The organism is Klebsiella sp. OBRC7, assembly GCF_000293135.1.
Taxonomy (GTDB): Bacteria; Pseudomonadota; Gammaproteobacteria; order Enterobacterales; family Enterobacteriaceae; genus Klebsiella; species Klebsiella michiganensis.
The window spans coordinates 1-20,679 of sequence record NZ_ALNJ01000043.1 but is presented as its reverse complement, the minus strand read 5'-3'; the positions used below and the strand labels follow the sequence as shown (position 1 = coordinate 20,679).

The following is a 20,679-nucleotide window of genomic DNA, read 5'->3' as shown; positions in this document are numbered from 1 at the left end:
ACTGCGGGTCGCCCTTGTATCTGTTTGAAAGCCTGAATCAGCTGATTCAAAACTACCTGCCCGAAGAGCAAATTAAACGTCTTCGGCAGGCTTATCTCGTTGCACGTGACGCTCACGAGGGCCAGACACGTTCAAGCGGTGAACCCTATATCACGCACCCGGTAGCGGTAGCCTGTATCCTGGCCGAGATGAAACTCGACCATGAAACGCTGATGGCCGCTCTGCTGCACGACGTGATAGAAGATACCCCCGCCACCTACCAGGACATGGAGCAGCTTTTCGGTAAAAGCGTTGCTGAACTGGTAGAGGGGGTGTCAAAACTTGATAAGCTTAAGTTTCGCGACAAGAAAGAGGCCCAGGCTGAAAACTTTCGCAAAATGATTATGGCGATGGTGCAGGATATCCGCGTCATCCTTATCAAGCTCGCTGACCGCACCCATAACATGCGCACGCTGGGCTCATTGCGCCCGGACAAGCGCCGCCGCATTGCCCGCGAAACGCTGGAAATCTACAGCCCTCTGGCGCACCGTTTAGGTATCCATCACATCAAAACCGAGCTCGAAGAGCTGGGCTTTGAGGCGCTGTATCCTAACCGCTACCGCGTCATTAAAGAGGTGGTTAAAGCGGCGCGCGGCAACCGTAAAGAGATGATTCAAAAGATCCTCTCCGAAATCGAAGGGCGTTTGCAGGAAGCGGGAATTCCCTGTCGCGTTAGCGGTCGCGAAAAGCATTTGTACTCCATCTACTGCAAGATGGTGCTCAAAGAGCAGCGCTTTCACTCGATTATGGATATCTACGCTTTCCGCGTGATTGTCCATGATTCCGACACCTGCTACCGCGTGCTTGGCCAGATGCACAGCCTTTACAAGCCGCGTCCGGGTCGCGTCAAAGACTATATTGCCATTCCAAAGGCGAACGGCTATCAATCTTTGCACACCTCGATGATCGGCCCGCACGGCGTCCCGGTTGAGGTACAAATTCGTACCGAAGACATGGACCAGATGGCGGAAATGGGGGTGGCGGCGCACTGGGCTTATAAAGAGCACGGCGGCGAGAGCAGCACCACGGCGCAAATCCGCGCCCAGCGCTGGATGCAGAGCCTGCTGGAGCTTCAGCAGAGCGCCGGTAGTTCATTTGAATTTATTGAGAGCGTGAAATCCGATCTGTTCCCGGATGAGATTTACGTTTTCACCCCGGAAGGGCGCATTGTCGAACTGCCCGCTGGCGCGACGCCGGTGGATTTCGCCTACGCGGTGCATACCGATATCGGCCATGCCTGCGTCGGCGCCCGCGTCGACCGCCAGCCGTATCCGCTGTCGCAGTCGCTCTCCAGCGGCCAGACGGTGGAAATCATCACCGCACCGGGCGCACGTCCGAACGCCGCATGGCTGAACTTTGTCGTCAGCTCGAAAGCGCGCGCCAAAATTCGCCAGTTGCTGAAAAACCTTAAGCGCGACGATTCCGTAAGCCTCGGGCGCCGCCTGCTCAATCACGCCCTCGGCGGTAGCCGCAAGCTGGCCGAGATCCCGCCAGAGAACATTCAGCGTGAACTTGAACGCATGAAGCTGACCACGCTTGACGATCTGCTGGCCGAAATCGGCCTCGGCAACGCCATGAGCGTCGTGGTAGCAAAAAACCTGCAGCAGGGTGAAACCACCGCCGTGCCTGTACAGCCAGCGCCTGTCGGCCATAATCATCTGCCGATTAAAGGCGCGGATGGCGTGCTGATCACCTTCGCCAAATGCTGCCGTCCGATCCCCGGTGACCCGATTATCGCGCACGTCAGCCCGGGCAAAGGCCTGGTTATTCACCATGAGTCCTGTCGTAACATTCGCGGCTATCAGAAAGAGCCGGAGAAATTTATGGCGGTCGAGTGGGACAAAGAAACGGCGCAGGAATTTATCACCGAAATCAAGGTGGATATGTTCAACCATCAGGGTGCCCTGGCGAATCTTACCGCGGCGATCAACACCGCTTCTTCCAATATTCAAAGCCTGAATACGGAAGAGAAAGATGGCCGCGTTTACAGCGCCTTTATTCGCCTTACCGCGCGCGACCGCGTGCATCTGGCGAATATCATGCGCAAAATTCGCGTCATGCCGGATGTAATAAAAGTCACCCGTAACCGAAACTAGCTCTTCCACAAAATCATTCGAATTGCGTCAAGGCGGCAAGCGAATGACAAATCTGCCGGGAGCAGATTTGAATGCTGCTTACAGCGGCCCCGTAAGGGGAAAGGCCCGGGGATGGGCCGCGTAATCCGCGCGATTAAAGAGTCATTCGAAGGATGAAGTATCATGAATTTACAGCGTTATGCGCGTATCTGCGAGATGCTCGCCAGGCGCCAGCCTGACCTGACAGTCTGCATGGAGCAGGTCCATAAGCCTCATAACGTCTCTGCGGTCATTCGTACCGCAGACGCCGTTGGCGTGCATGAAGTGCACGCCATCTGGCCCGGTAGCCGTATGCGTACCATGGCCTCCGCGGCCGCCGGCAGCAATAGCTGGGTGCAGGTCAAAACCCACCGTACTATTGGCGAGGCCGTCACGCATTTAAAAGGCCAGGGCATGCAGATCCTGGCGACCCATCTCTCTGATAACGCCGTCGATTTCCGTGAAATCGACTATACCCGTCCCACCTGTATCCTGATGGGGCAGGAGAAAACCGGCATTACGCAGGAAGCGTTAGACCTGGCGGACCAGGACATTATCATTCCGATGATTGGCATGGTGCAGTCGCTGAACGTTTCCGTCGCCTCAGCGCTTATCCTCTACGAAGCCCAGCGCCAGCGGCAGAACGCCGGCATGTACCGGCGCGAGAACAGTATGCTGCCGGAAGAAGACCAGCAGCGCCTGCTGTTTGAAGGCGGCTATCCGGTGCTGGCGAAGGTCGCTAAACGCAAGGGACTTCCCTACCCCCACGTCAACGAGCAGGGCGAAGTCGAAGCCGATGCCGCGTGGTGGGCCACCATGCAGGCGGCGAAGTAATCATGCAGGGCCGTCTGCTGGATGCGGTGCCGCTCAATTCCCTGACGGGCGTTGGCGCGGCCCAGAGCAGTAAGCTGGCAAAAATCGGCCTGCATACGGTACAGGATCTGCTTCTGCACCTGCCGCTACGCTACGAAGACCGCACCCATCTGTATCAAATCGGCGAACTGCTGCCCGGCGTTTATGCCACCGTTGAAGGCGAAGTCCTCAACTGCAACATCACTTTCGGCGGCCGCCGGATGATGACCTGCCAGATAAGCGACGGCTCCGGCATCCTCACCATGCGCTTTTTTAACTTCAGCGCGGCGATGAAAAATAGCCTGGCAACCGGGCGCCGCGTGCTGGCCTACGGTGAGGCGAAGCGCGGTAAACACGGGGCGGAGATGATCCATCCGGAATATCGGGTTCAGGGCGACATGAGTACCCCTGATTTACAGGAAACGCTGACCCCGGTATATCCCACCACCGAAGGCATCAAGCAGGCTACGCTGCGTAAGCTCACCGACCAGGCGCTGGAGCTGCTTGAAACCTGCGCGATCGCCGAGCTGCTGCCGCCTGAGCTGGCGCAGGGGATGATGAGCCTGCCGGACGCCTTGCGCACGCTGCATCGCCCGCCGCCCACGTTACAGCTTAGCGAGCTGGAAAGCGGCAAACATCCGGCTCAGCGGCGCTTAATCCTGGAAGAGCTGCTGGCGCATAACCTCAGCATGCTGGCGCTGCGGGCAGGCGCCCAGCGCTACCACGCCATCGCGCTCAGCGCTTACGACACGCTAAAAGATAAACTGCTGGCCTCCCTCCCCTTTACGCCGACCGGCGCGCAGGCGCGCGTCACGGCTGAAATCGAGCGCGATATGGCGCTGGACGTGCCGATGATGCGTCTGGTGCAGGGGGACGTGGGCTCCGGTAAAACCCTGGTCGCCGCGCTTGCCGCCCTGCGCGCCATCGCCCACGGCAAACAGGTAGCGCTGATGGCGCCGACCGAGCTGCTGGCTGAACAGCATGCCAATAACTTCCGCAGTTGGTTCGAACCGCTGGGCGTTGAGGTGGGCTGGCTGGCGGGCAAACAAAAAGGCAAAGCGCGCCTGGCGCAGCAGGAGGCTATCGCCAGCGGACAGGTACAGATGATTGTCGGCACCCACGCCATCTTTCAGGAGCAGGTCCAGTTTAACGGCCTCGCGTTGGTGATTATCGACGAGCAGCACCGTTTTGGCGTCCATCAGCGGCTGGCGCTGTGGGAGAAAGGGCAACAGCAGGGATTTCACCCGCACCAGCTGATTATGACCGCCACGCCGATTCCGCGCACCCTGGCGATGACCGCGTATGCCGACCTCGACACCTCGGTCATCGATGAACTGCCGCCGGGCCGAACGCCGGTTACGACGGTGGCCATTCCGGATACGCGACGCAGCGATATTATTGACCGCGTACGTCACGCCTGCACTCACGAAGGCCGCCAGGCCTACTGGGTTTGTACGCTGATTGAAGAGTCGGATCTGCTGGAAGCTCAGGCGGCGGAAGCCACCTGGGAAGAGCTGAAGCTCGCGCTGCCGGAGCTGAATATCGGCCTGGTGCACGGGCGTATGAAATCCGGCGAGAAGCAGGCGGTAATGAGCGCGTTCAAGCAGGGCGAGCTGCATCTGCTGGTCGCCACCACGGTGATTGAAGTCGGCGTGGACGTGCCCAACTCCAGCCTGATGATCATCGAAAACCCGGAGCGTCTGGGGCTGGCGCAGCTGCACCAGCTCCGAGGGCGCGTCGGGCGCGGTGCGGTAGCCTCCCACTGCGTGCTGCTCTATAAATCGCCGCTGTCAAAAACCGCCCAGAAGCGCCTGCAGGTTCTGCGCGATAGCAACGACGGTTTCGTCATCGCCCAAAAAGACCTGGAAATTCGCGGTCCCGGCGAGCTGCTCGGCACCCGTCAGACCGGCAACGCTGAATTTAAAGTCGCGGACTTATTGCGCGATCAGGCCATGATCCCGGAAGTTCAGCGCATCGCCCGCCATATTCACGAACGCTATCCCCAGCAGGCACAAGCGCTGATAGAGCGCTGGATGCCGGAAACCGAACGCTATTCCAACGCGTAGCGCGAACGTCATCTCGCCACGCTGCGCATAATTTTTATTCAGATGAGTGGATTATGAAACGAGAACTGGCCATCGAATTTTCGCGCGTCACCGAAGCCGCCGCGCTGGCAGGCTACAAATGGTTAGGCCGCGGTGATAAAAATACCGCCGACGGCGCCGCCGTCAACGCCATGCGCATTATGCTCAACCTGATCAACATCGACGGCACTATCGTGATTGGCGAAGGCGAAATCGACGAAGCACCGATGCTGTACATCGGCGAGCGCGTCGGTACCGGCCACGGCGATGCGGTAGATATCGCTGTCGATCCCATCGAAGGTACCCGTATGACGGCGATGGGCCAGGCGAACGCGCTGGCGGTCATGGCGGTAGGCGATAAGGGCTGCTTCCTGAACGCACCGGATATGTACATGGAAAAGCTGATCGTCGGCCCGGGGGCGAAAGGCACCATCGATATGAACCTGCCGCTGGCGGAGAACCTGCATAATATCGCCCGCGCGCTGAATAAGCCGCTGAGTGAATTAACGGTCACCATCTTAGCCAAGCCACGCCATGACGACGTCATTGTTGAGCTGCAAAAGCTGGGCGTGCGCGTGTTCGCCATCCCCGACGGCGACGTTGCCGCCTCTATTCTGACCTGCATGCCGGACAGCGAAGTTGACGTCATGTACGGTATCGGCGGTGCGCCGGAAGGCGTCGTTTCCGCTGCGGTGATCCGCGCGCTGGACGGCGATATGAACGGCCGTCTGCTGGCGCGTCACCACGTGAAGGGCGATAGCGAAGAGAACCGCCGCATCGGCGAAAACGAGCTGGCACGCTGTCAGGCGATGGGCATTGAAGCAGGCAAAGTGCTGCGCCTGGACGATATGGCGCGCAGCGACAACGTGGTTTTCTCGGCAACCGGCATCACCAAGGGCGATCTTCTGGACGGTATCACCCGTAAAGGCAATATGGCCACCACCGAAACCCTGCTGATCCGCGGTAAATCACGCACTATCCGCCGTATTCAATCGATTCATTATCTCGATCGCAAAGACCCGGATATTCAGCTGCACATCCTGTAAAAACATTTGATCAATAGAGCTTTCCAGCCTTTTCGGGCTGGAAATCTGCTCTCGTCGCGGTGAAGATACGTTAACAAGATTGAGAGGAGAGTCGCTATGGCAAACTGGGTTACGGGCAAAGTGGTAAAAGTACAGAACTGGACTGATGCACTGTTTAGCCTCACCGTTCACGCGCCGGTTGCGCCCTTCACCGCTGGGCAGTTTGCCAAACTGGGGCTGGACGTAGACGGAGAACGCGTGCAGCGCGCCTATTCCTACGTCAACGCCCCCAGCAACCCCGATCTTGAGTTCTATCTGGTGACGGTTCCGGAGGGCAAGCTCAGCCCGCGGCTGGCGGCACTGAAGCCGGGCGACGAAGTGCAGATTGTCAGCGAAGCCGCCGGTTTCTTCGTGCTGGAAGAGGTGCCGGATTGCGACACGCTATGGATGCTCGCCACCGGCACGGCGATTGGCCCGTACCTGTCGATTCTCGAAGAAGGGAAGGACCTGGATCGCTTTAAAAACCTGGTACTGGTGCACGCCGCACGGTATGCCGCCGACCTCAGCTATCTGCCGCAGATGCAGGCGCTGGAAGCGCGCTATGCGGGCAAGCTGCGCATCCAGTCAGTCGTCAGCCGGGAAACCGCGCCGGGCATGCTCACGGGGCGCATCCCGTTCCTGATTGAGACCGGCGCGCTGGAAGAGGCCGTCGGCCTGCCGATGAACGCTGAGAGCAGCCACGTCATGCTGTGCGGTAACCCGCAGATGGTGCGCGACACCCAGCAGCTGCTGAAAGAGACCCGGCAGATGAGCAAGCACCTGCGTCGCCGGCCGGGTCATATGACCGCCGAACACTACTGGTAATCAGGATTCCGCTTTCCAGCGCACGTCCAGCGTCTCTTTACCAAACTTATTCGCGCCCTGGGTACCGACAAACGCGCCCAGGTCGATCAGCATCATGACGATAATCAGCGTGGGTATAAACCGCCCGACGCCCCACTGCCAGACCCCAGGCAGCATCGACCAGTTGCCCGCCAGCAGCATCCACGCCAGAATCATCAGCAGCGCCCACAGCCCGGATTTACCCCGATCGTGCAGGCGTTTAATGGTCACCGCCGCCGTCGGCCACAGCAGGCACACCAGAATAAAAGCCGCCGTCTGTAAATTAAGAAGATTACTGCCGGCCAGCGTGAACAGCGCGCTCATGGTCACTATCCAGATAGCGATCCAGATCCAGAAGTCGCGACGTCCAATCCGCCCTTTAATTGAGAATAGCCACTGCTGTAGGGTCATATTTTATTCCTTATCATCATCACCGACGTAGTTTACCCTGAAGGCGTGACTTTTTGACAAGCGTGACGGTTCTCGTTTTAATCGTCAGCAGATAAAAAAAGGGAAGATGGGCATGAAGAAGTGGGCAACCTTATGTTTAATTGGGCTGGCGGCATTATCCGTCGGCCAAAAAGCGTTGTCCGCCGAGTCAGACGCCAGCGCTACGGCGCCCTATCTTCTTTCCGGCGCGCCGGCCTTTGATATTTCCATCAGCGAGTTTCGGGAAAAATTCAACAACGATAACCCGAAGCTATCGCTCAATGAATTTCGCGCCGTCGCCGCCAGCAAAGACCAGGCGAACCTGACCCGCGCCGCCACCAAGATCAATGAGAACCTCTACGCGTCGACCGCGCTTGAACGCGGCACGCTCAAAATTAAATCGATGCAGATCACCTGGCTACCGATTCAGGGGCCGCAGCAGAAAGCGGCGAAAGCGAGAGCCCAGGAGTATATGAGCGCCGTGATGCGCGCGTTCGTGCCCACGCTCAGCCTGACGCAAAGCCAGCAGAAGCTGCAGAAACTGCTGACCGCCGGAAAAGGCAAACGTTACTTCTCTGAAACGGAAGGTGCAGTGCGCTATGTGGTGGCGGACAACGGCGAAAAGGGGCTGACCTTCGCTGTTGAACCGATTAAGCTGGCGCTATCTGAAACGCTGGAAAACAACAATAAATGACAAAAAGCAAAGCCTTTCCAGTGATGAATCTCTATACTGTTTCACAGACCATGCTGCCCTCGGGGGCGGCTATATTCCTTAATTCGCTTTAAAGCGTGGAGAATAAAAATGCGACATCCTTTAGTGATGGGTAACTGGAAACTGAACGGCAGCCGCCACATGGTAAACGAACTGGTCGCGAACCTGCGTACCGAACTGGCTGGCGTGACCGGCTGTGCAGTTGCCATTGCTCCGCCTGAAATGTACATCGACCTGGCGAAACAAGCCGCTGCCGGCAGCCACATTCACCTGGGCGCGCAGAACGTTGACCTGAACCTGTCCGGCGCATTCACCGGCGAAACCTCTGCTGAAATGCTGAAAGACATCGGCGCTCAGTACATCATCATCGGCCACTCCGAGCGTCGTACCTACCATAAAGAGTCCGACGAGCTCATCGCTAAAAAATTCGCGGTACTGAAAGAGCAGGGTCTGATCCCGGTTCTGTGCATCGGTGAAACCGAAGCGGAAAACGAAGCGGGCAAAACGGAAGAAGTGTGCGCCCGTCAAATCGACGCCGTTCTGAAAACCCAGGGCGCGGCGGCGTTCGAAGGCGCAGTTATCGCTTATGAACCCGTATGGGCGATCGGTACCGGCAAATCCGCTACCCCGGCTCAGGCTCAGGCGGTACACAAATTCATTCGCGACCACATCGCGAAAGCTGATGCGAAAGTGGCTGAACAAGTGATCATCCAGTACGGCGGTTCCGTTAACGCGGGCAACGCAGCAGAGCTGTTCACCCAGCCGGACATCGACGGCGCGCTGGTTGGCGGCGCATCCCTGAAAGCTGACGCTTTCGCGGTGATCGTTAAAGCAGCAGAAGCCGCGAAAAAAGCGTAATTCGCTTTAAGGCCTATCCCCGGTCGCGCTTTGCAACCGGGGTTATCGCCCGGTTGCCCGGCCAGGTTCCGGGAAAATCCCCGAGCGATGCAGCCTACAGTTTCCCCAACGCCTGATACCACAGGTAGTCCAGCGGCAGCAGAATCAAATAGCTTACCGCCGCCAGCGCAACACACAGCAGCATTCCCGCCCGCGCAGGCACTTTCCCCAGCCCCATTGCCACCACAATCGGTGATGCCTGATACGGCAGCAGCGGCGTGGAGTATCCCAGCACCTGAATCATAATCACGCTCAGCAGCGGGAAGCCGGTCGCATCGGAGAAGCTCTGCGCGAAGGTGGTATACAGCGCCGGTACGCCGTTAGCGGTCATGATAAAGTTCAGCGCGCTGGTAATGCCGGTCAATGCAAGAAAGCTGGTGAACGGACTCTCTTTATCCAGCGGCATAATCTGCAGCAGGGCATTCCCCACCACGCCGCCGATACCGGTTTGCGTCACGGTGATAGCCAGCCCCAAAATCCCGGCGACGTAAATACAGGTGCGGATATTCACGCCGCTGGAAAACTCCTCGCCGCTGATAAAACCGACCCGCGGCAGCAGCGTTATCACCGCTGCCGCCAGCCCCGTCCAGGCCGGCCCCACGCCGTGCCAGCTCTCCGTCACCCAGAGCGTCAGCACTACCAGAAGCAGCCACGCCAGGCGCTTCTCATCGCGGCTCATCGGCGGCAGCGGCGTCATGTCGCGCGGCGGGTGCGGTTTTCCAGGAAACAGCCAGCATATCAGGGCGATCAGCACAGCCCCTTTGAGCCAGCCCAGCACCGGCGTATGCAGCAGTAAATAGGGAAGATAATTCAAATGGATACCATACGATCCCTCCGCCGCGCCGCTCATCACCAGATTCGGGACGTTGGCGGGCAGGATGGTGGCAGACAGCTGGAAGGTCCCGAACCCCACCGCCAGCGCCAGGCCAAACCACGGGCGCGTCCCCTCTTCAATGCCGGCACGCCTGGCCATTGCCGCCACAATCGGCATCAGCAGCGCGATACGCCCCATATTGGACGGCATCACAAACGCCAGCGCATAGCTGAGCAGCACCACGCTGCCGACCATCAGCGGCCAGGAGTCGGTCAGCCGCGACGAGAGCGACCGGGCCGCCCTGTCCGCCAGCCCGGTTTTGCGTATGGCGATCCCCAGCACAAAGCCGCTGAACACCAGCCAGAATGCCGATGAGGCAAAGCCGCCGAAAATGACCTCCGGCGGCGCGATTTTGGCGATCATCGCTGCGGCAAAAAACAGCAGCGCGGTCATAAACTCCGGCAGTAGCGAAGTCGCCCAGAGGAGAATAGTGATGCCGACGATGATAGAAGGAAGGAACAGAGGGTGGGACAACCAGAGCGACATACCTGTCTCCTGTCGTTTTTTTCAGCAAGAATACGACGGACAATAAGACAGGTAAACGCCAGATATGGTGGGGTTATTGCAGAATGGCGCAGCTATGGTCCTGAATCTCTTCCGCCGATGCGCGATTAAGCGTTAGCAGGTTACGCTCGGTCGCCAGCAGCACCAGCGAGCCATCGCTCTGCTTTGCCATCGCCAGCGCAAAACGGCCCATATGTTCACGCGCTTCCGGCACCTCTTCGGCCAGCATCAGGAACGGACTGCGCTGCGCCAGCTCCGTTTCGGTGACCCGGCGCGCCAGATATTCGTGGCCCAGTAGTCCACCGGGCAGCGGCAACCAGCGGCTGCTGATAGCGGGCGCGTCCTTGTCCAGCTGAGTACGGACATCGGGACGCAGGCAGGAGATATGGATATGGAAATGATTTTGCGTGCGTCCGCTGCGCGAGTTGATGGTCAAGGAGACCGCGTCATCCGATACGGCGGAACCACGATGCTGGCTCATGATTTCGCGCCCCTGCCAGGCCTGCCAGAAGAAGTTCGGCGTCAGGGGATTAAGCAGCAGCGGACTTTCGGTGCCGTTAATACGGTAAGTCGGCATCAGCAGATACTGCAGCGGGCCATTGCGGTCTTTAAACAGCACATAGCCGCCCTTGAGGTTCACTTCCGCACAGGGCGCGGGATTCTGGTGCTGCTGTTGATTGGGGACGCACTGTTGCAGAACAATTTTGCGCAACGCATCAGGGTTGCCGGAATGAAGCCAGTAGTAGCCGCCGGCCATCGCCGCCACAACGACCACCAGCAGCGCTAATAAAAGGTATCGTACTCTTCGCATTATTTTTTCCTGTCTCAGCCAGAAACGGAAGAGTAACGCAGTTTGATGACCAAATGAAAACAGGATGAGGTTCGGTGTGTTTTCCCGGAGGCGGCGCTACCAGACTTCTCAACCCCGGGTCGCGGCTTACGCCTGTCCGGGCGACAAGAGTTGTATCCCCGCTAAGCGCAGCGCAAGCGGGGATAAGGAGAGGCTATTTAACGCTGGTTGATCTGGTCGAAGGTGCCGCCGTTGGAAAAGTGCTCTTTCTGCGCTTTCGTCCAGCCGCCAAACACGTCATCGATGGTGAACAGCTTCAGTTTCGGGAACTCATTCGCGTATTTTTTCGCTATCTCAGGATCGCGCGGACGATAGAAGTTCTTCGCCGCAATCTCCTGGCCTTCCGGCGAGTAGAGGTACTTCAAATACGCTTCCGCCACCTGGCGAGTGCCCTTCTTGTCGACCACTTTATCCACCACGGAAACCGTCGGCTCGGCGAGAATCGATTCGCTCGGGGTCACGATCTCAAATTTGTCTTTACCCAGTTCGTTGGTCGCCAGCAGGGCTTCGTTTTCCCAGGCAATCAGCACATCGCCGATCCCACGTTCCACGAAGGTGTTGGTCGCACCACGGGCGCCGGAATCCAGCACTTCAACGTTCTTAAACAGCGCTTTTACGAACTCTTGCGCCTTCGCCTGATCGCCATTGTTCTGGTGCAGGGCATAGCCCCATGCCGCCAGATAGTTCCAGCGCGCGCCGCCGGAGCTTTTCGGGTTCGGGGTAATCACCGACACGCCCGGTTTAATCAGGTCGTTCCAGTCGTGAATCTGCTTCGGGTTGCCTTTGCGTACGAGGAACACGATGGTTGAGGTATACGGCGCGGAGTTATCCGGCAGACGCTTCAGCCAGCTTTTGTCGATTCGGCCGCGTTCGGCAATCGCATCAACGTCATAGGCCAGCGCAAGGGTCACCACGTCGGCTTCAATGCCGTTGATCACCGAGGTAGCCTGTTTGCCGGAGCCGCCGTGGGATTGACGAATCACCACGTTGTCGCCGGTTTCTTGCTTCCAGTGGGCGCTAAAAGCTTTGTTGTACTGTTCGTACAGCTCGCGCGTTGGATCGTAAGAAACGTTTAATAGTTGAATGTCTTTTGCCAGAACGCTGGCGGATGCCAGCAACAGAGTTAACCCCACGCCCCACTTATTCATCGCACCGCTCTCTTTATGTAGTGTTGTGATGGATTAAGCGTGCCAGAAAGCGGACTGATGATTAAAGAATAAAAAAAGATTGGCTATAACTTGTGAGTATATAGAGCGGGGAGAGTTTGCCCCCTCCCGAACGGGAGGGAGCGGGAAGCATCAGACTTCTTCCATGCGGCCCAGCAGCGCCTGCAGACGATCCTGCCAGCCCTGCTGCTGTTCTTTCAGCTGACCGTTTTCACGCTCAAGCTCTTCACGGCTGTGCTGCGCGCTCTGTACTTCCTGCGCCAGCGTGTTGTTCTTCTCTTTCAGCTCTTCGATTTCCATCTGTAACAGAGTGATGGTATCAATCGCCTGCTGAACTTTAGATTCTAATTTCTCAAACACTTCTAATGACATCGTCATACCTCTCCTGAACTTGCAAGGCGTTGATAGAAACCGTCCGTTTCGTATACGCGTTGACGCCTTAACGAAAATTAGCGCACTACAGTGGTGATGTAGTCGATTGTATGAAGCCCCGCCTCCCCTGTCCAGCGACAACCCGCGTAGATTGCGGTTTGCAACACTTTTCAGCCTTTACCTGGTCCGTTCGCCGCTTTTACCCGGTACTTTTTCGTAATTGTTAATCAACACGTAAAAAAATGTGCGGTGAAACGCTCCCGCAAACGGCCGAACACGCGTTTATGGCGCGAAAACGCTCATTTTCTTGACGTGGTACACACATTTGAATTTCGATATTTCTCGTTTTTGTTCGTTAACGATAAATTAACACTATGCCTACATGGCAGCGTGGTCGCCTGCGACCTTCACACATACAATAATCATCACTACGCTTCAGGATTCGATTATGAGCCAAACATCAACACTAAAAGGCCAGTGCATCGCAGAGTTCCTCGGTACCGGGTTGTTGATCTTTTTCGGCGTTGGGTGCGTCGCTGCGCTTAAGGTCGCGGGAGCCAGCTTCGGTCAATGGGAAATCAGCATCATCTGGGGTCTGGGCGTCGCCATGGCGATTTACCTGACCGCAGGGGTTTCCGGTGCGCACCTTAACCCGGCGGTCACCATCGCGCTGTGGCTGTTCGCCTGCTTTGACGGTCGTAAAGTTGTTCCTTTTATCGTTGCGCAATTCGCTGGCGCCTTTTGCGCTGCGGCTTTAGTTTACGGGCTTTATTACAATCTTTTCTTCGATTTCGAACATACCCACAATATGGTGCGCGGTAGCGTCGAAAGTCTCGAGCTGGCAGGCATTTTCTCCACCTATCCGAATCCGCATATCAATTTTGTGCAGGCCTTCGCGGTAGAAATGGTGATTACCGCTATCCTGATGGGCGTTATTCTGGCGCTGACCGACGATGGTAACGGTGTGCCGCGTGGCCCGCTGGCGCCGCTGCTGATTGGTCTGCTGATCGCCGTCATCGGCGCATCCATGGGCCCGCTGACCGGCTTCGCCATGAACCCGGCGCGTGATATCGGACCGAAAGCCTTCGCCTGGCTGGCAGGCTGGGGCAACGTCGCCCTCACCGGCGGCAAAGATATTCCTTATTTCCTGGTGCCGCTGTGTGCGCCAATCGTCGGTGCTGCGCTAGGCGCATTCTGCTACCGCAAGCTGATTGGCCGCCACCTGCCTTGCGACACCTGCGTCGTCGAAGAGAAAGAAGCCGCATCCCCCTCTACGACGCAACACAAAGCTTCGCTGTAATCTGACTACGGGACTCATACTATGACCGACAAAAAATATATCGTAGCGCTCGACCAGGGCACCACCAGCTCCCGCGCCGTGGTAATGGATCACGATGCCAATATCGTCAGCGTTTCTCAGCGAGAATTCGAACAAATTTATCCGCGTCCAGGCTGGGTTGAACACGACCCGATGGAGATCTGGGCATCGCAAAGCTCTACGCTGGTCGAAGTGCTGGCAAAAGCCGATATCAGCTCCGATGAAATCGCGGCGATCGGCATCACCAACCAGCGTGAAACCGCCATCGTGTGGGAGCGCGAAACCGGCAAGCCTATTTATAACGCCATCGTCTGGCAGTGCCGTCGTACCGCCGAGATCTGCGAACAGCTCAAGCGCGACGGCATGGAAGAGTACATCCGCAAGGCCACCGGCCTGGTGGTTGACCCCTACTTCTCCGGCACCAAAGTGAAGTGGATCCTCGACCACGTCGAAGGCGCGCGCGAACGCGCTAAACGCGGCGAGCTGCTGTTCGGTACCGTAGACACCTGGCTTATCTGGAAAATGACCCAGGGACGCGTTCACGTAACCGACTACACCAACGCCTCGCGTACCATGCTGTTTAATATCCACGAGCTGGACTGGGACGACAAAATGCTCGACGCGCTGGATATCCCTCGCGCCATGCTGCCGGAAGTGCGCAAATCTTCCGAAGTGTACGGCCAGACCAACATCGGCGGTAAGGGCGGGACGCGTATTCCGATCGCCGGCATCGCGGGCGACCAGCAGGCGGCGCTGTTCGGCCAGCTGTGCGTGAAAGAGGGGATGGCGAAAAACACCTACGGTACCGGCTGCTTTATGCTGATGAATACCGGCGAGAAAGCGGTGACGTCAACGCACGGCCTGCTGACAACTATCGCCTGCGGCCCGCGCGGTGAGGTGAACTATGCGCTGGAAGGCGCGGTGTTTATGGCGGGCGCTTCCATCCAGTGGCTGCGCGATGAGATGAAGCTGATTAGCGACGCGTTCGATTCCGAATATTTCGCCACCAAAGTGAAGGATACCAACGGCGTGTACGTCGTTCCGGCCTTTACCGGCCTCGGCGCACCGTATTGGGATCCCTATGCCCGCGGCGCGATCTTCGGCCTGACCCGCGGCGTGAACTCCAACCATATTATTCGCGCCACCCTGGAGTCGATTGCCTATCAGACGCGCGATGTGCTGGAAGCGATGCAGGCTGACTCCGGGATCCGTCTGCACGCCCTGCGCGTTGACGGCGGTGCGGTCGCCAACAACTTCCTGATGCAGTTCCAGTCCGATATTCTCGGCACCCGCGTGGAACGCCCGGAAGTCCGCGAAGTCACCGCTTTGGGCGCAGCCTATCTGGCCGGTCTGGCGGTCGGTTTCTGGCAAAACCTGGATGAGCTGCAGGAGAAAGCCGTTATCGAGCGCGAGTTCCGTCCAGGAATTGAAACCACCGAGCGTAACTATCGCTACAGCGGCTGGAAGAAAGCGGTAAAACGCGCGCTGGCGTGGGAAGAGCACGACGAAGCGTAAGATTGTTGAGGTATTCCCGGCTGACGGCGTAAACGCCTTAGCCGGGCTACACAGCCCGCAGACCGCCCCCCGTAGCCCGGCTAAGCGCAGCGCGAGCTGGGGAGAAACCGCGCCGATGTATGAATCCCGGAGTATCCCCGGGTTGCGGCGTAAACGCCTTACCCGGGCTACAGCCCGCAGACTGCACAACCCCGTAGCGCGCCACCGGGTTTTAATCAGCCAAATACCGGCAGCAGCAGATAGAGCTTAATCACCAGCGCGTTAACGATATCGATAAAGAACGCGCCCACCATCGGCACCACCAGAAACGCCATGTGCGACGGACCGAAACGGTCGGTAATCGCCTGCATATTGGCAATCGCTGTCGGCGTCGCGCCGAGGCCGAAACCACAGTGGCCGGCGGCCAGCACCGCGGCATCGTAGTTTTTGCCCATCATCCGGTAGGTCACAAACACAGCATACAGCGCCATAGCCACTGCCTGAACCGCCAGAATAATAATCATCGGCAGCGCCAGCGACGCCAGCTCCCACAGCTTCAGGCTCATCAGGGCCATCGCCAGGAATAGCGACAGGCTGACGTTACCCAGCACCGACACCGCGCGATCGAACACGCGGTACAGCCCCAGCGCCGACAGACTATTGCTCAGGATCACGCCGATAAACAGCACGCAAACAAAGGTGGGCAGTTCAAATACGGTTCCCGCCAGCAGTTGCGCAACGATCTTCCCTACCGTCAAACAGATGGCGATCAGCGCGATGCTCTCAATCAGCACCAGCGACGTAATCATGCGCCCCATATCCGGCTTTTCAAACGCGGTCGGCGCGAGCTGATCGTCCGGCGTACCGTCCGGGGAGGAAGAGTGCTTAACCAGATAGCGCGCCACCGGTCCGCCGATCAGGCCGCCAAGGACAAGACCGAAGGTTGCGCAAGCCATCGCCACTTCGGTGGCGTTAGCAAAACCATAGCGCTCAACAAACAACTTACTCCACGCCGCACCGGTACCGTGGCCGCCGGAAAGGGTAATCGAACCGGCCAGCAGCCCCATCAGCGGGTCGAGGCCCAGCAGCTTCGCCATGCCGATTCCGAGCGCGTTTTGCAACAGCAGTAGTCCCACCACCACAATCAGGAACGTCCCCACCACTTTGCCGCCGGAGCGCAGGCTGGCGAGGTTGGCGTTGAGGCCGATAGTCGCAAAGAAAGCCAGCATCAGCGGATCTTTCAGGCTCATATCGAAATCAATTTCGATATCCATGCTTTTCTTTAATACCAGCAGCGCCAGCGCGACCAGCAGGCCGCCCGCAACGGGTTCAGGAATGGTGTATTTCTTGAGAAAAGGGACGATTTGAACGAGTTTTCTACCCAGTAGCAACACGAGTGTTGCGGCAACGAGCGTCGATAAGGTATCGAGATGAAACATAAAAAGAGCTCCTTATAGGCGCATGATCCATTCACACGCGACGGTATTCCCGGTGTCGATTGCTTCTCATCATGAGTAATCGGGAAGGGATTTTAAGCAGAACTACGGAAAAAAGGACAGGAAAAGATATTTTGTAGGGATAATGATGCGATCAAGCATACAAAATGTTAATAAATATTTGACACTTTTCCGATGCTTAAATATTTGCCGCTAAAGAGTGGCAAACGTTTGCTTTTGGTCTACAGTCCGATAAAATCCCCGCTTTGCCACCTTTGGGATTGTTGTGATGTCCGTTAACACCGCAGAATCAGAAAATGCGCAACCGGTTGCGCATAAGCAAACCAGCGAATTAATCTACCGCCTTGAAGACCGCCCGCCGCTACCGCAAACCCTGTTCGCCGCGTTCCAGCACCTGCTGGCGATGTTTGTCGCGGTCATCACTCCGGCGCTGTTAATTTGCCAGGCTCTGGGCCTTCCGGCTCAGGATACGCAACACATCATCAGCATGTCCCTGTTCGCCTCCGGCGTGGCCTCCATCATTCAAATTAAAGCCTGGGGCCCGGTGGGGTCTGGTCTGCTCTCGATTCAGGGCACCAGTTTTAACTTCGTCGCGCCGCTGATTATGGGCGGGACCGCCTTGAAAACCGGCGGCGCCGACGTTCCGACCATGATGGCCGCGCTGTTCGGCACCCTGATGCTGGCCAGCTGCACAGAGATGGTTCTCTCCCGCGTTCTGCATCTCGCCCGCCGCATTATTACCCCGCTGGTCTCCGGCGTGGTGGTGATGATTATCGGCCTGTCGCTGATTCAGGTTGGCCTGACCTCCATCGGCGGCGGCTATGCCGCCATGGCCGACCATACCTTCGGCGCGCCAAAAAACCTGCTGCTGGCAGGGATCGTGCTGGCGCTGATTATTATCCTTAACCGCCAGCGCAACCCGTACCTGCGCATCGCTTCGCTGGTTATCGCGATGGCGGCCGGCTACCTGGCGGCATGGCTACTCGATATGCTGCCGGCCAATACCGCGCCGACGGAAAGCAGTCTGATTATGGTACCCACGCCGCTGTACTACGGGCTGGGCATCGACTGGAACCTGCTGCTGCCGCTGATGCTGGTGTTTATGATTACCTCGCTGGAAACCATCGGCGATATTACCGCCACCTCTGACGTCTCCGAGCAGCCGGTTTCCGGCCCGCTATATATGAAGCGTCTGAAGGGCGGCGTGCTGGCCAACGGTCTGAACTCGTTTGTTTCGGCGGTATTCAACACCTTTCCGAACTCCTGCTTTGGCCAGAACAACGGCGTGATACAGCTGACCGGCGTCGCCAGCCGCTATGTCGGTTTCGTGGTCGCGCTGATGCTGATCGTGCTCGGCCTGTTCCCGGCGGTAAGCGGCTTCGTGCAGCATATTCCTGAGCCGGTGCTCGGCGGCGCGACGCTGGTGATGTTCGGCACCATTGCCGCCTCCGGCGTGCGTATCGTCTCCCGCGAGCCGCTGAACCGCCGCGCGATCCTGATTATCGCCCTGTCGCTGGCCGTCGGCCTCGGCGTTTCCCAGCAGCCGCTGATCCTGCAGTTCGCCCCTGACTGGCTGAAGAATCTGCTCTCCTCCGGTATCGCTGCTGGCGGCATCACGGCGATTATTCTGAATCTGATTTTCCCGCCAGAGAAAAACTGATCCTCTCTGACGCTCCGGCCATGCGATGCTGGCCGGAGCGTCAGCATCATCAACCTCACATCATCTCATTACACAATTCCTGTCTTGAGGATTGCGCATAATTCGGGCATAACAGCCTTATGTGCCTCGCTCAGGATCGAAGACCATGAAATTTCTCAGAAAGCTGATTCTCTGGCTGCTGATTGCCCTGCTGGTGGTGATTATTGCCGCTTACTTCCTGCTGCAAACCCAGTGGGGCGGGCGCCAGGCCAGCGCCTGGCTAAGCGACGGTACCGGCTGGAAGGTCTCTTTCAACAAGATGGACCATAATTTCTCCTCGCCACTGCACCTGCAGCTGCAAAACGTCACCCTCGGACGCGACGGCAAACCCGCCACGCTGGTGGCGCAAACGGTGGATATCGGGTTTAGCAGCCGCCAGTTTAGCGACCCGCTGCATGCTGACGAAATCGTCCTCAGCGACGGCACGCTGAACTTCTCCCCTTCTTCCGCGGCGCTGCCATTCGCCGCCGACCGTCTCCAGTTGCGCAATATGGCGTTCAATAGCCCGGAGAGCGACTGGGATCTGAGCGCGCAGCGCGTCACCGGCGGCGTCAGCCCGTGGGCGCCGGAAGCGGGCAACGTGCTCGGCAAGAAAACGCAGATTCAGATGAGCGCCGGGTCGATGACGCTCAACGGTATTGAAGCCAGCAACGTGCTGATTCAGGGGAATATTGATAACGGCGAAGTGTCCCTCTCGACCATTGGAGCGGACGTCGCCCGCGGTACGCTCACCGGCACGGCGAAACGCAGCGCCGACGGCGGCTGGCAGGTCGATAATTTGCGGCTCAACGAGATTCGCCTGCAAAGCGATAAATCACTTGCCGACTTTTTCGCGCCGCTGACCACCCTGCCGTCACTAAAGATTGGCCGCCTTGATGTAACCGACGCCAGCCTGCAGGGGCCTGACTGGGCGATCGCCGGCCTCGATCTTAACCTGCGCAACCTCACCCTGAGCCGCGGCGACTGGCAAACCCAGGAGGGTACGCTGTCGATGAACGCAAACGAGTTCATTTACGGCTCGCTGCATTTCCTCGACCCGATCCTTAACGCCGGGTTCTCACCGCAGGGCATCGCGCTGCGCCAGTTCACCTCACGCTGGGAGGGCGGGATGGTGCGCACGTCCGGCAACTGGCTGCGCGCCGGCCATGCGCTGGTGCTGGATGACGCGGCGTTCGCCGGGCTGGAATATACGCTGCCAACCAACTGGAAGCAGCTGTGGATGGCGCCGCTGCCCGACTGGCTGCAAAGCCTGACGCTGAGAAAGTTCAGCGCCAGCCGCAACCTGATTATCGATATTGAACCGGCGTTCCCGTGGCAAATCACCGCGCTCGACGGCTACGGCGGCGAGCTGCAGCTGGTGAAAAACCGCAGCTGGGGCGTGTGGAGCGGTAGCGCGACGCTGAACGCCGCCGCCGCGACCTTTAATCGTATTGACGTCCGCCGCCCGTCGCTGAAGCTGAGCGCCAATGCCTCCACGGTGAACGTTAACGAGCTCAGCGCCTTTACCGAGCGAGGGATCCTGCAAGCCACCGCGGCGGTGTCGCAGCTCCCGCAGCGCCTGGTCAACCTGAGCCTGAACGGTCGCGGCGTGCCGCTGAATATTTTGCAGGCGTGGGGCTGGCCCGCGCTGCCGGTTTCCGGCGACGGTAACCTTCAGCTGACGGCGACCGGCAGCGTGCTGGCGGATGCGCCGCTGAAGCCGACCGTCAACGGCCAGCTGAGCGCGATAAATATGGAAAAACAGCAGGTGGCGCAGGTGATGCGCAACGGGGAGGTCACCAGCACCCAGCCCCCTTCAGCGCCGGCGACAACGACGCCCTGACTTTTCCTCTCCCTCTCCCCCCACGGGAGAGGGGCCTGTTCCATTCGCGAAACCTGTTGCCATTAAGCGGCTGTTTGTACCTATTTCCC

The 20,679-nt window shown here is 58.3% G+C and carries 17 protein-coding genes; 11 read left to right on the top strand and 6 right to left on the bottom strand.

Going from position 1 to position 20,679, the window contains the following annotated elements:
* Positions 1–14: 14 nt before the first annotated feature.
* From spoT to fpr, 5 genes are all read left to right on the top strand, one after another.
* Positions 15–2,135, top strand: coding sequence for a bifunctional GTP diphosphokinase/guanosine-3',5'-bis pyrophosphate 3'-pyrophosphohydrolase (gene spoT / locus HMPREF1144_RS10565; protein ID WP_004855514.1), 2,121 nt, complete (start codon positions 15–17; stop codon positions 2,133–2,135).
* A 162-nt stretch (positions 2,136–2,297) separates the two neighbouring features.
* Positions 2,298–2,987: a tRNA (guanosine(18)-2'-O)-methyltransferase TrmH gene (trmH, locus tag HMPREF1144_RS10560; RefSeq protein WP_004855515.1), complete on the top strand. Its 690-nt coding sequence runs from the start codon at positions 2,298–2,300 to the stop codon at positions 2,985–2,987.
* A gap of 2 nt (positions 2,988–2,989) precedes the next feature.
* Positions 2,990–5,071, top strand: coding sequence for an ATP-dependent DNA helicase RecG (gene recG, locus HMPREF1144_RS10555; RefSeq protein WP_004855516.1), 2,082 nt, complete (start codon positions 2,990–2,992; stop codon positions 5,069–5,071).
* 53 nt (positions 5,072–5,124) lie between these two features.
* The gene (gene glpX, locus HMPREF1144_RS10550; RefSeq protein WP_004855517.1) at positions 5,125–6,135 is read left to right on the top strand and encodes a class II fructose-bisphosphatase; all 1,011 of its coding nucleotides are present in this window, start codon (positions 5,125–5,127) and stop codon (positions 6,133–6,135) included.
* Between the two features lie 96 nt (positions 6,136–6,231).
* Positions 6,232–6,978, top strand: a complete 747-nt coding sequence (gene fpr, locus HMPREF1144_RS10545) for a ferredoxin--NADP(+) reductase (RefSeq protein WP_004855518.1) — start codon at positions 6,232–6,234, stop codon at positions 6,976–6,978.
* On the opposite strand, the gene HMPREF1144_RS10540 is transcribed toward fpr, so the two are convergent.
* Positions 6,979–7,407 (bottom strand): DUF805 domain-containing protein, encoded by a 429-nt coding sequence (locus HMPREF1144_RS10540; RefSeq protein ID WP_004855519.1) that lies wholly within the window; start codon positions 7,405–7,407, stop codon positions 6,979–6,981.
* Positions 7,408–7,519: 112 nt separating this feature from the next.
* Between HMPREF1144_RS10540 and HMPREF1144_RS10535 the strand changes: the two genes are divergently transcribed.
* Entirely contained in the window at positions 7,520–8,119 is a 600-nt protein-coding gene (locus HMPREF1144_RS10535) for a DUF1454 family protein (RefSeq protein WP_004855520.1), read from the top strand.
* Between the two features lie 108 nt (positions 8,120–8,227).
* On the top strand, positions 8,228–8,995 hold the full coding sequence (gene tpiA, locus HMPREF1144_RS10530) for a triose-phosphate isomerase (RefSeq protein ID WP_009652753.1): 768 nt from the start codon (positions 8,228–8,230) through the stop codon (positions 8,993–8,995).
* Between the two features lie 94 nt (positions 8,996–9,089).
* On the opposite strand, the gene HMPREF1144_RS10525 is transcribed toward tpiA, so the two are convergent.
* The 4 genes from HMPREF1144_RS10525 to zapB all read right to left on the bottom strand — a co-directional run bounded on the left by HMPREF1144_RS10525 (position 9,090) and on the right by zapB (position 12,806).
* Positions 9,090–10,394: an SLC13 family permease gene (locus HMPREF1144_RS10525; protein ID WP_009652736.1), complete on the bottom strand. Its 1,305-nt coding sequence runs from the start codon at positions 10,392–10,394 to the stop codon at positions 9,090–9,092.
* A gap of 73 nt (positions 10,395–10,467) precedes the next feature.
* Positions 10,468–11,223, bottom strand: coding sequence for a CDP-diacylglycerol diphosphatase (locus tag HMPREF1144_RS10520; protein ID WP_009652756.1), 756 nt, complete (start codon positions 11,221–11,223; stop codon positions 10,468–10,470).
* Between the two features lie 197 nt (positions 11,224–11,420).
* Positions 11,421–12,410, bottom strand: coding sequence for a sulfate ABC transporter substrate-binding protein (locus HMPREF1144_RS10515; protein WP_004855524.1), 990 nt, complete (start codon positions 12,408–12,410; stop codon positions 11,421–11,423).
* 150 nt (positions 12,411–12,560) lie between these two features.
* Positions 12,561–12,806, bottom strand: coding sequence for a septal ring assembly protein ZapB (gene zapB / locus HMPREF1144_RS10510; protein ID WP_009652751.1), 246 nt, complete (start codon positions 12,804–12,806; stop codon positions 12,561–12,563).
* 442 nt (positions 12,807–13,248) lie between these two features.
* Between zapB and HMPREF1144_RS10505 the strand changes: the two genes are divergently transcribed.
* Positions 13,249–14,100, top strand: coding sequence for an MIP/aquaporin family protein (locus tag HMPREF1144_RS10505; protein ID WP_009652759.1), 852 nt, complete (start codon positions 13,249–13,251; stop codon positions 14,098–14,100).
* Positions 14,101–14,121: 21 nt separating this feature from the next.
* On the top strand, positions 14,122–15,633 hold the full coding sequence (gene glpK, locus HMPREF1144_RS10500) for a glycerol kinase GlpK (protein ID WP_004126722.1): 1,512 nt from the start codon (positions 14,122–14,124) through the stop codon (positions 15,631–15,633).
* Between the two features lie 215 nt (positions 15,634–15,848).
* Here glpK and gltS read toward each other — a convergent pair whose 3' ends face one another.
* Entirely contained in the window at positions 15,849–17,051 is a 1,203-nt protein-coding gene (gene gltS, locus HMPREF1144_RS10495; RefSeq protein WP_004855526.1) for a sodium/glutamate symporter, read from the bottom strand.
* A 286-nt stretch (positions 17,052–17,337) separates the two neighbouring features.
* On the opposite strand from gltS, the gene HMPREF1144_RS10490 reads away from it, so the two are divergent.
* Both HMPREF1144_RS10490 and HMPREF1144_RS10485 read left to right on the top strand, forming a co-directional pair.
* Positions 17,338–18,729 (top strand): nucleobase:cation symporter-2 family protein, encoded by a 1,392-nt coding sequence (locus HMPREF1144_RS10490; protein WP_004855527.1) that lies wholly within the window; start codon positions 17,338–17,340, stop codon positions 18,727–18,729.
* Between the two features lie 145 nt (positions 18,730–18,874).
* Positions 18,875–20,590: an AsmA family protein gene (locus tag HMPREF1144_RS10485; RefSeq protein ID WP_009652746.1), complete on the top strand. Its 1,716-nt coding sequence runs from the start codon at positions 18,875–18,877 to the stop codon at positions 20,588–20,590.
* Positions 20,591–20,679: the final 89 nt, after the last annotated feature.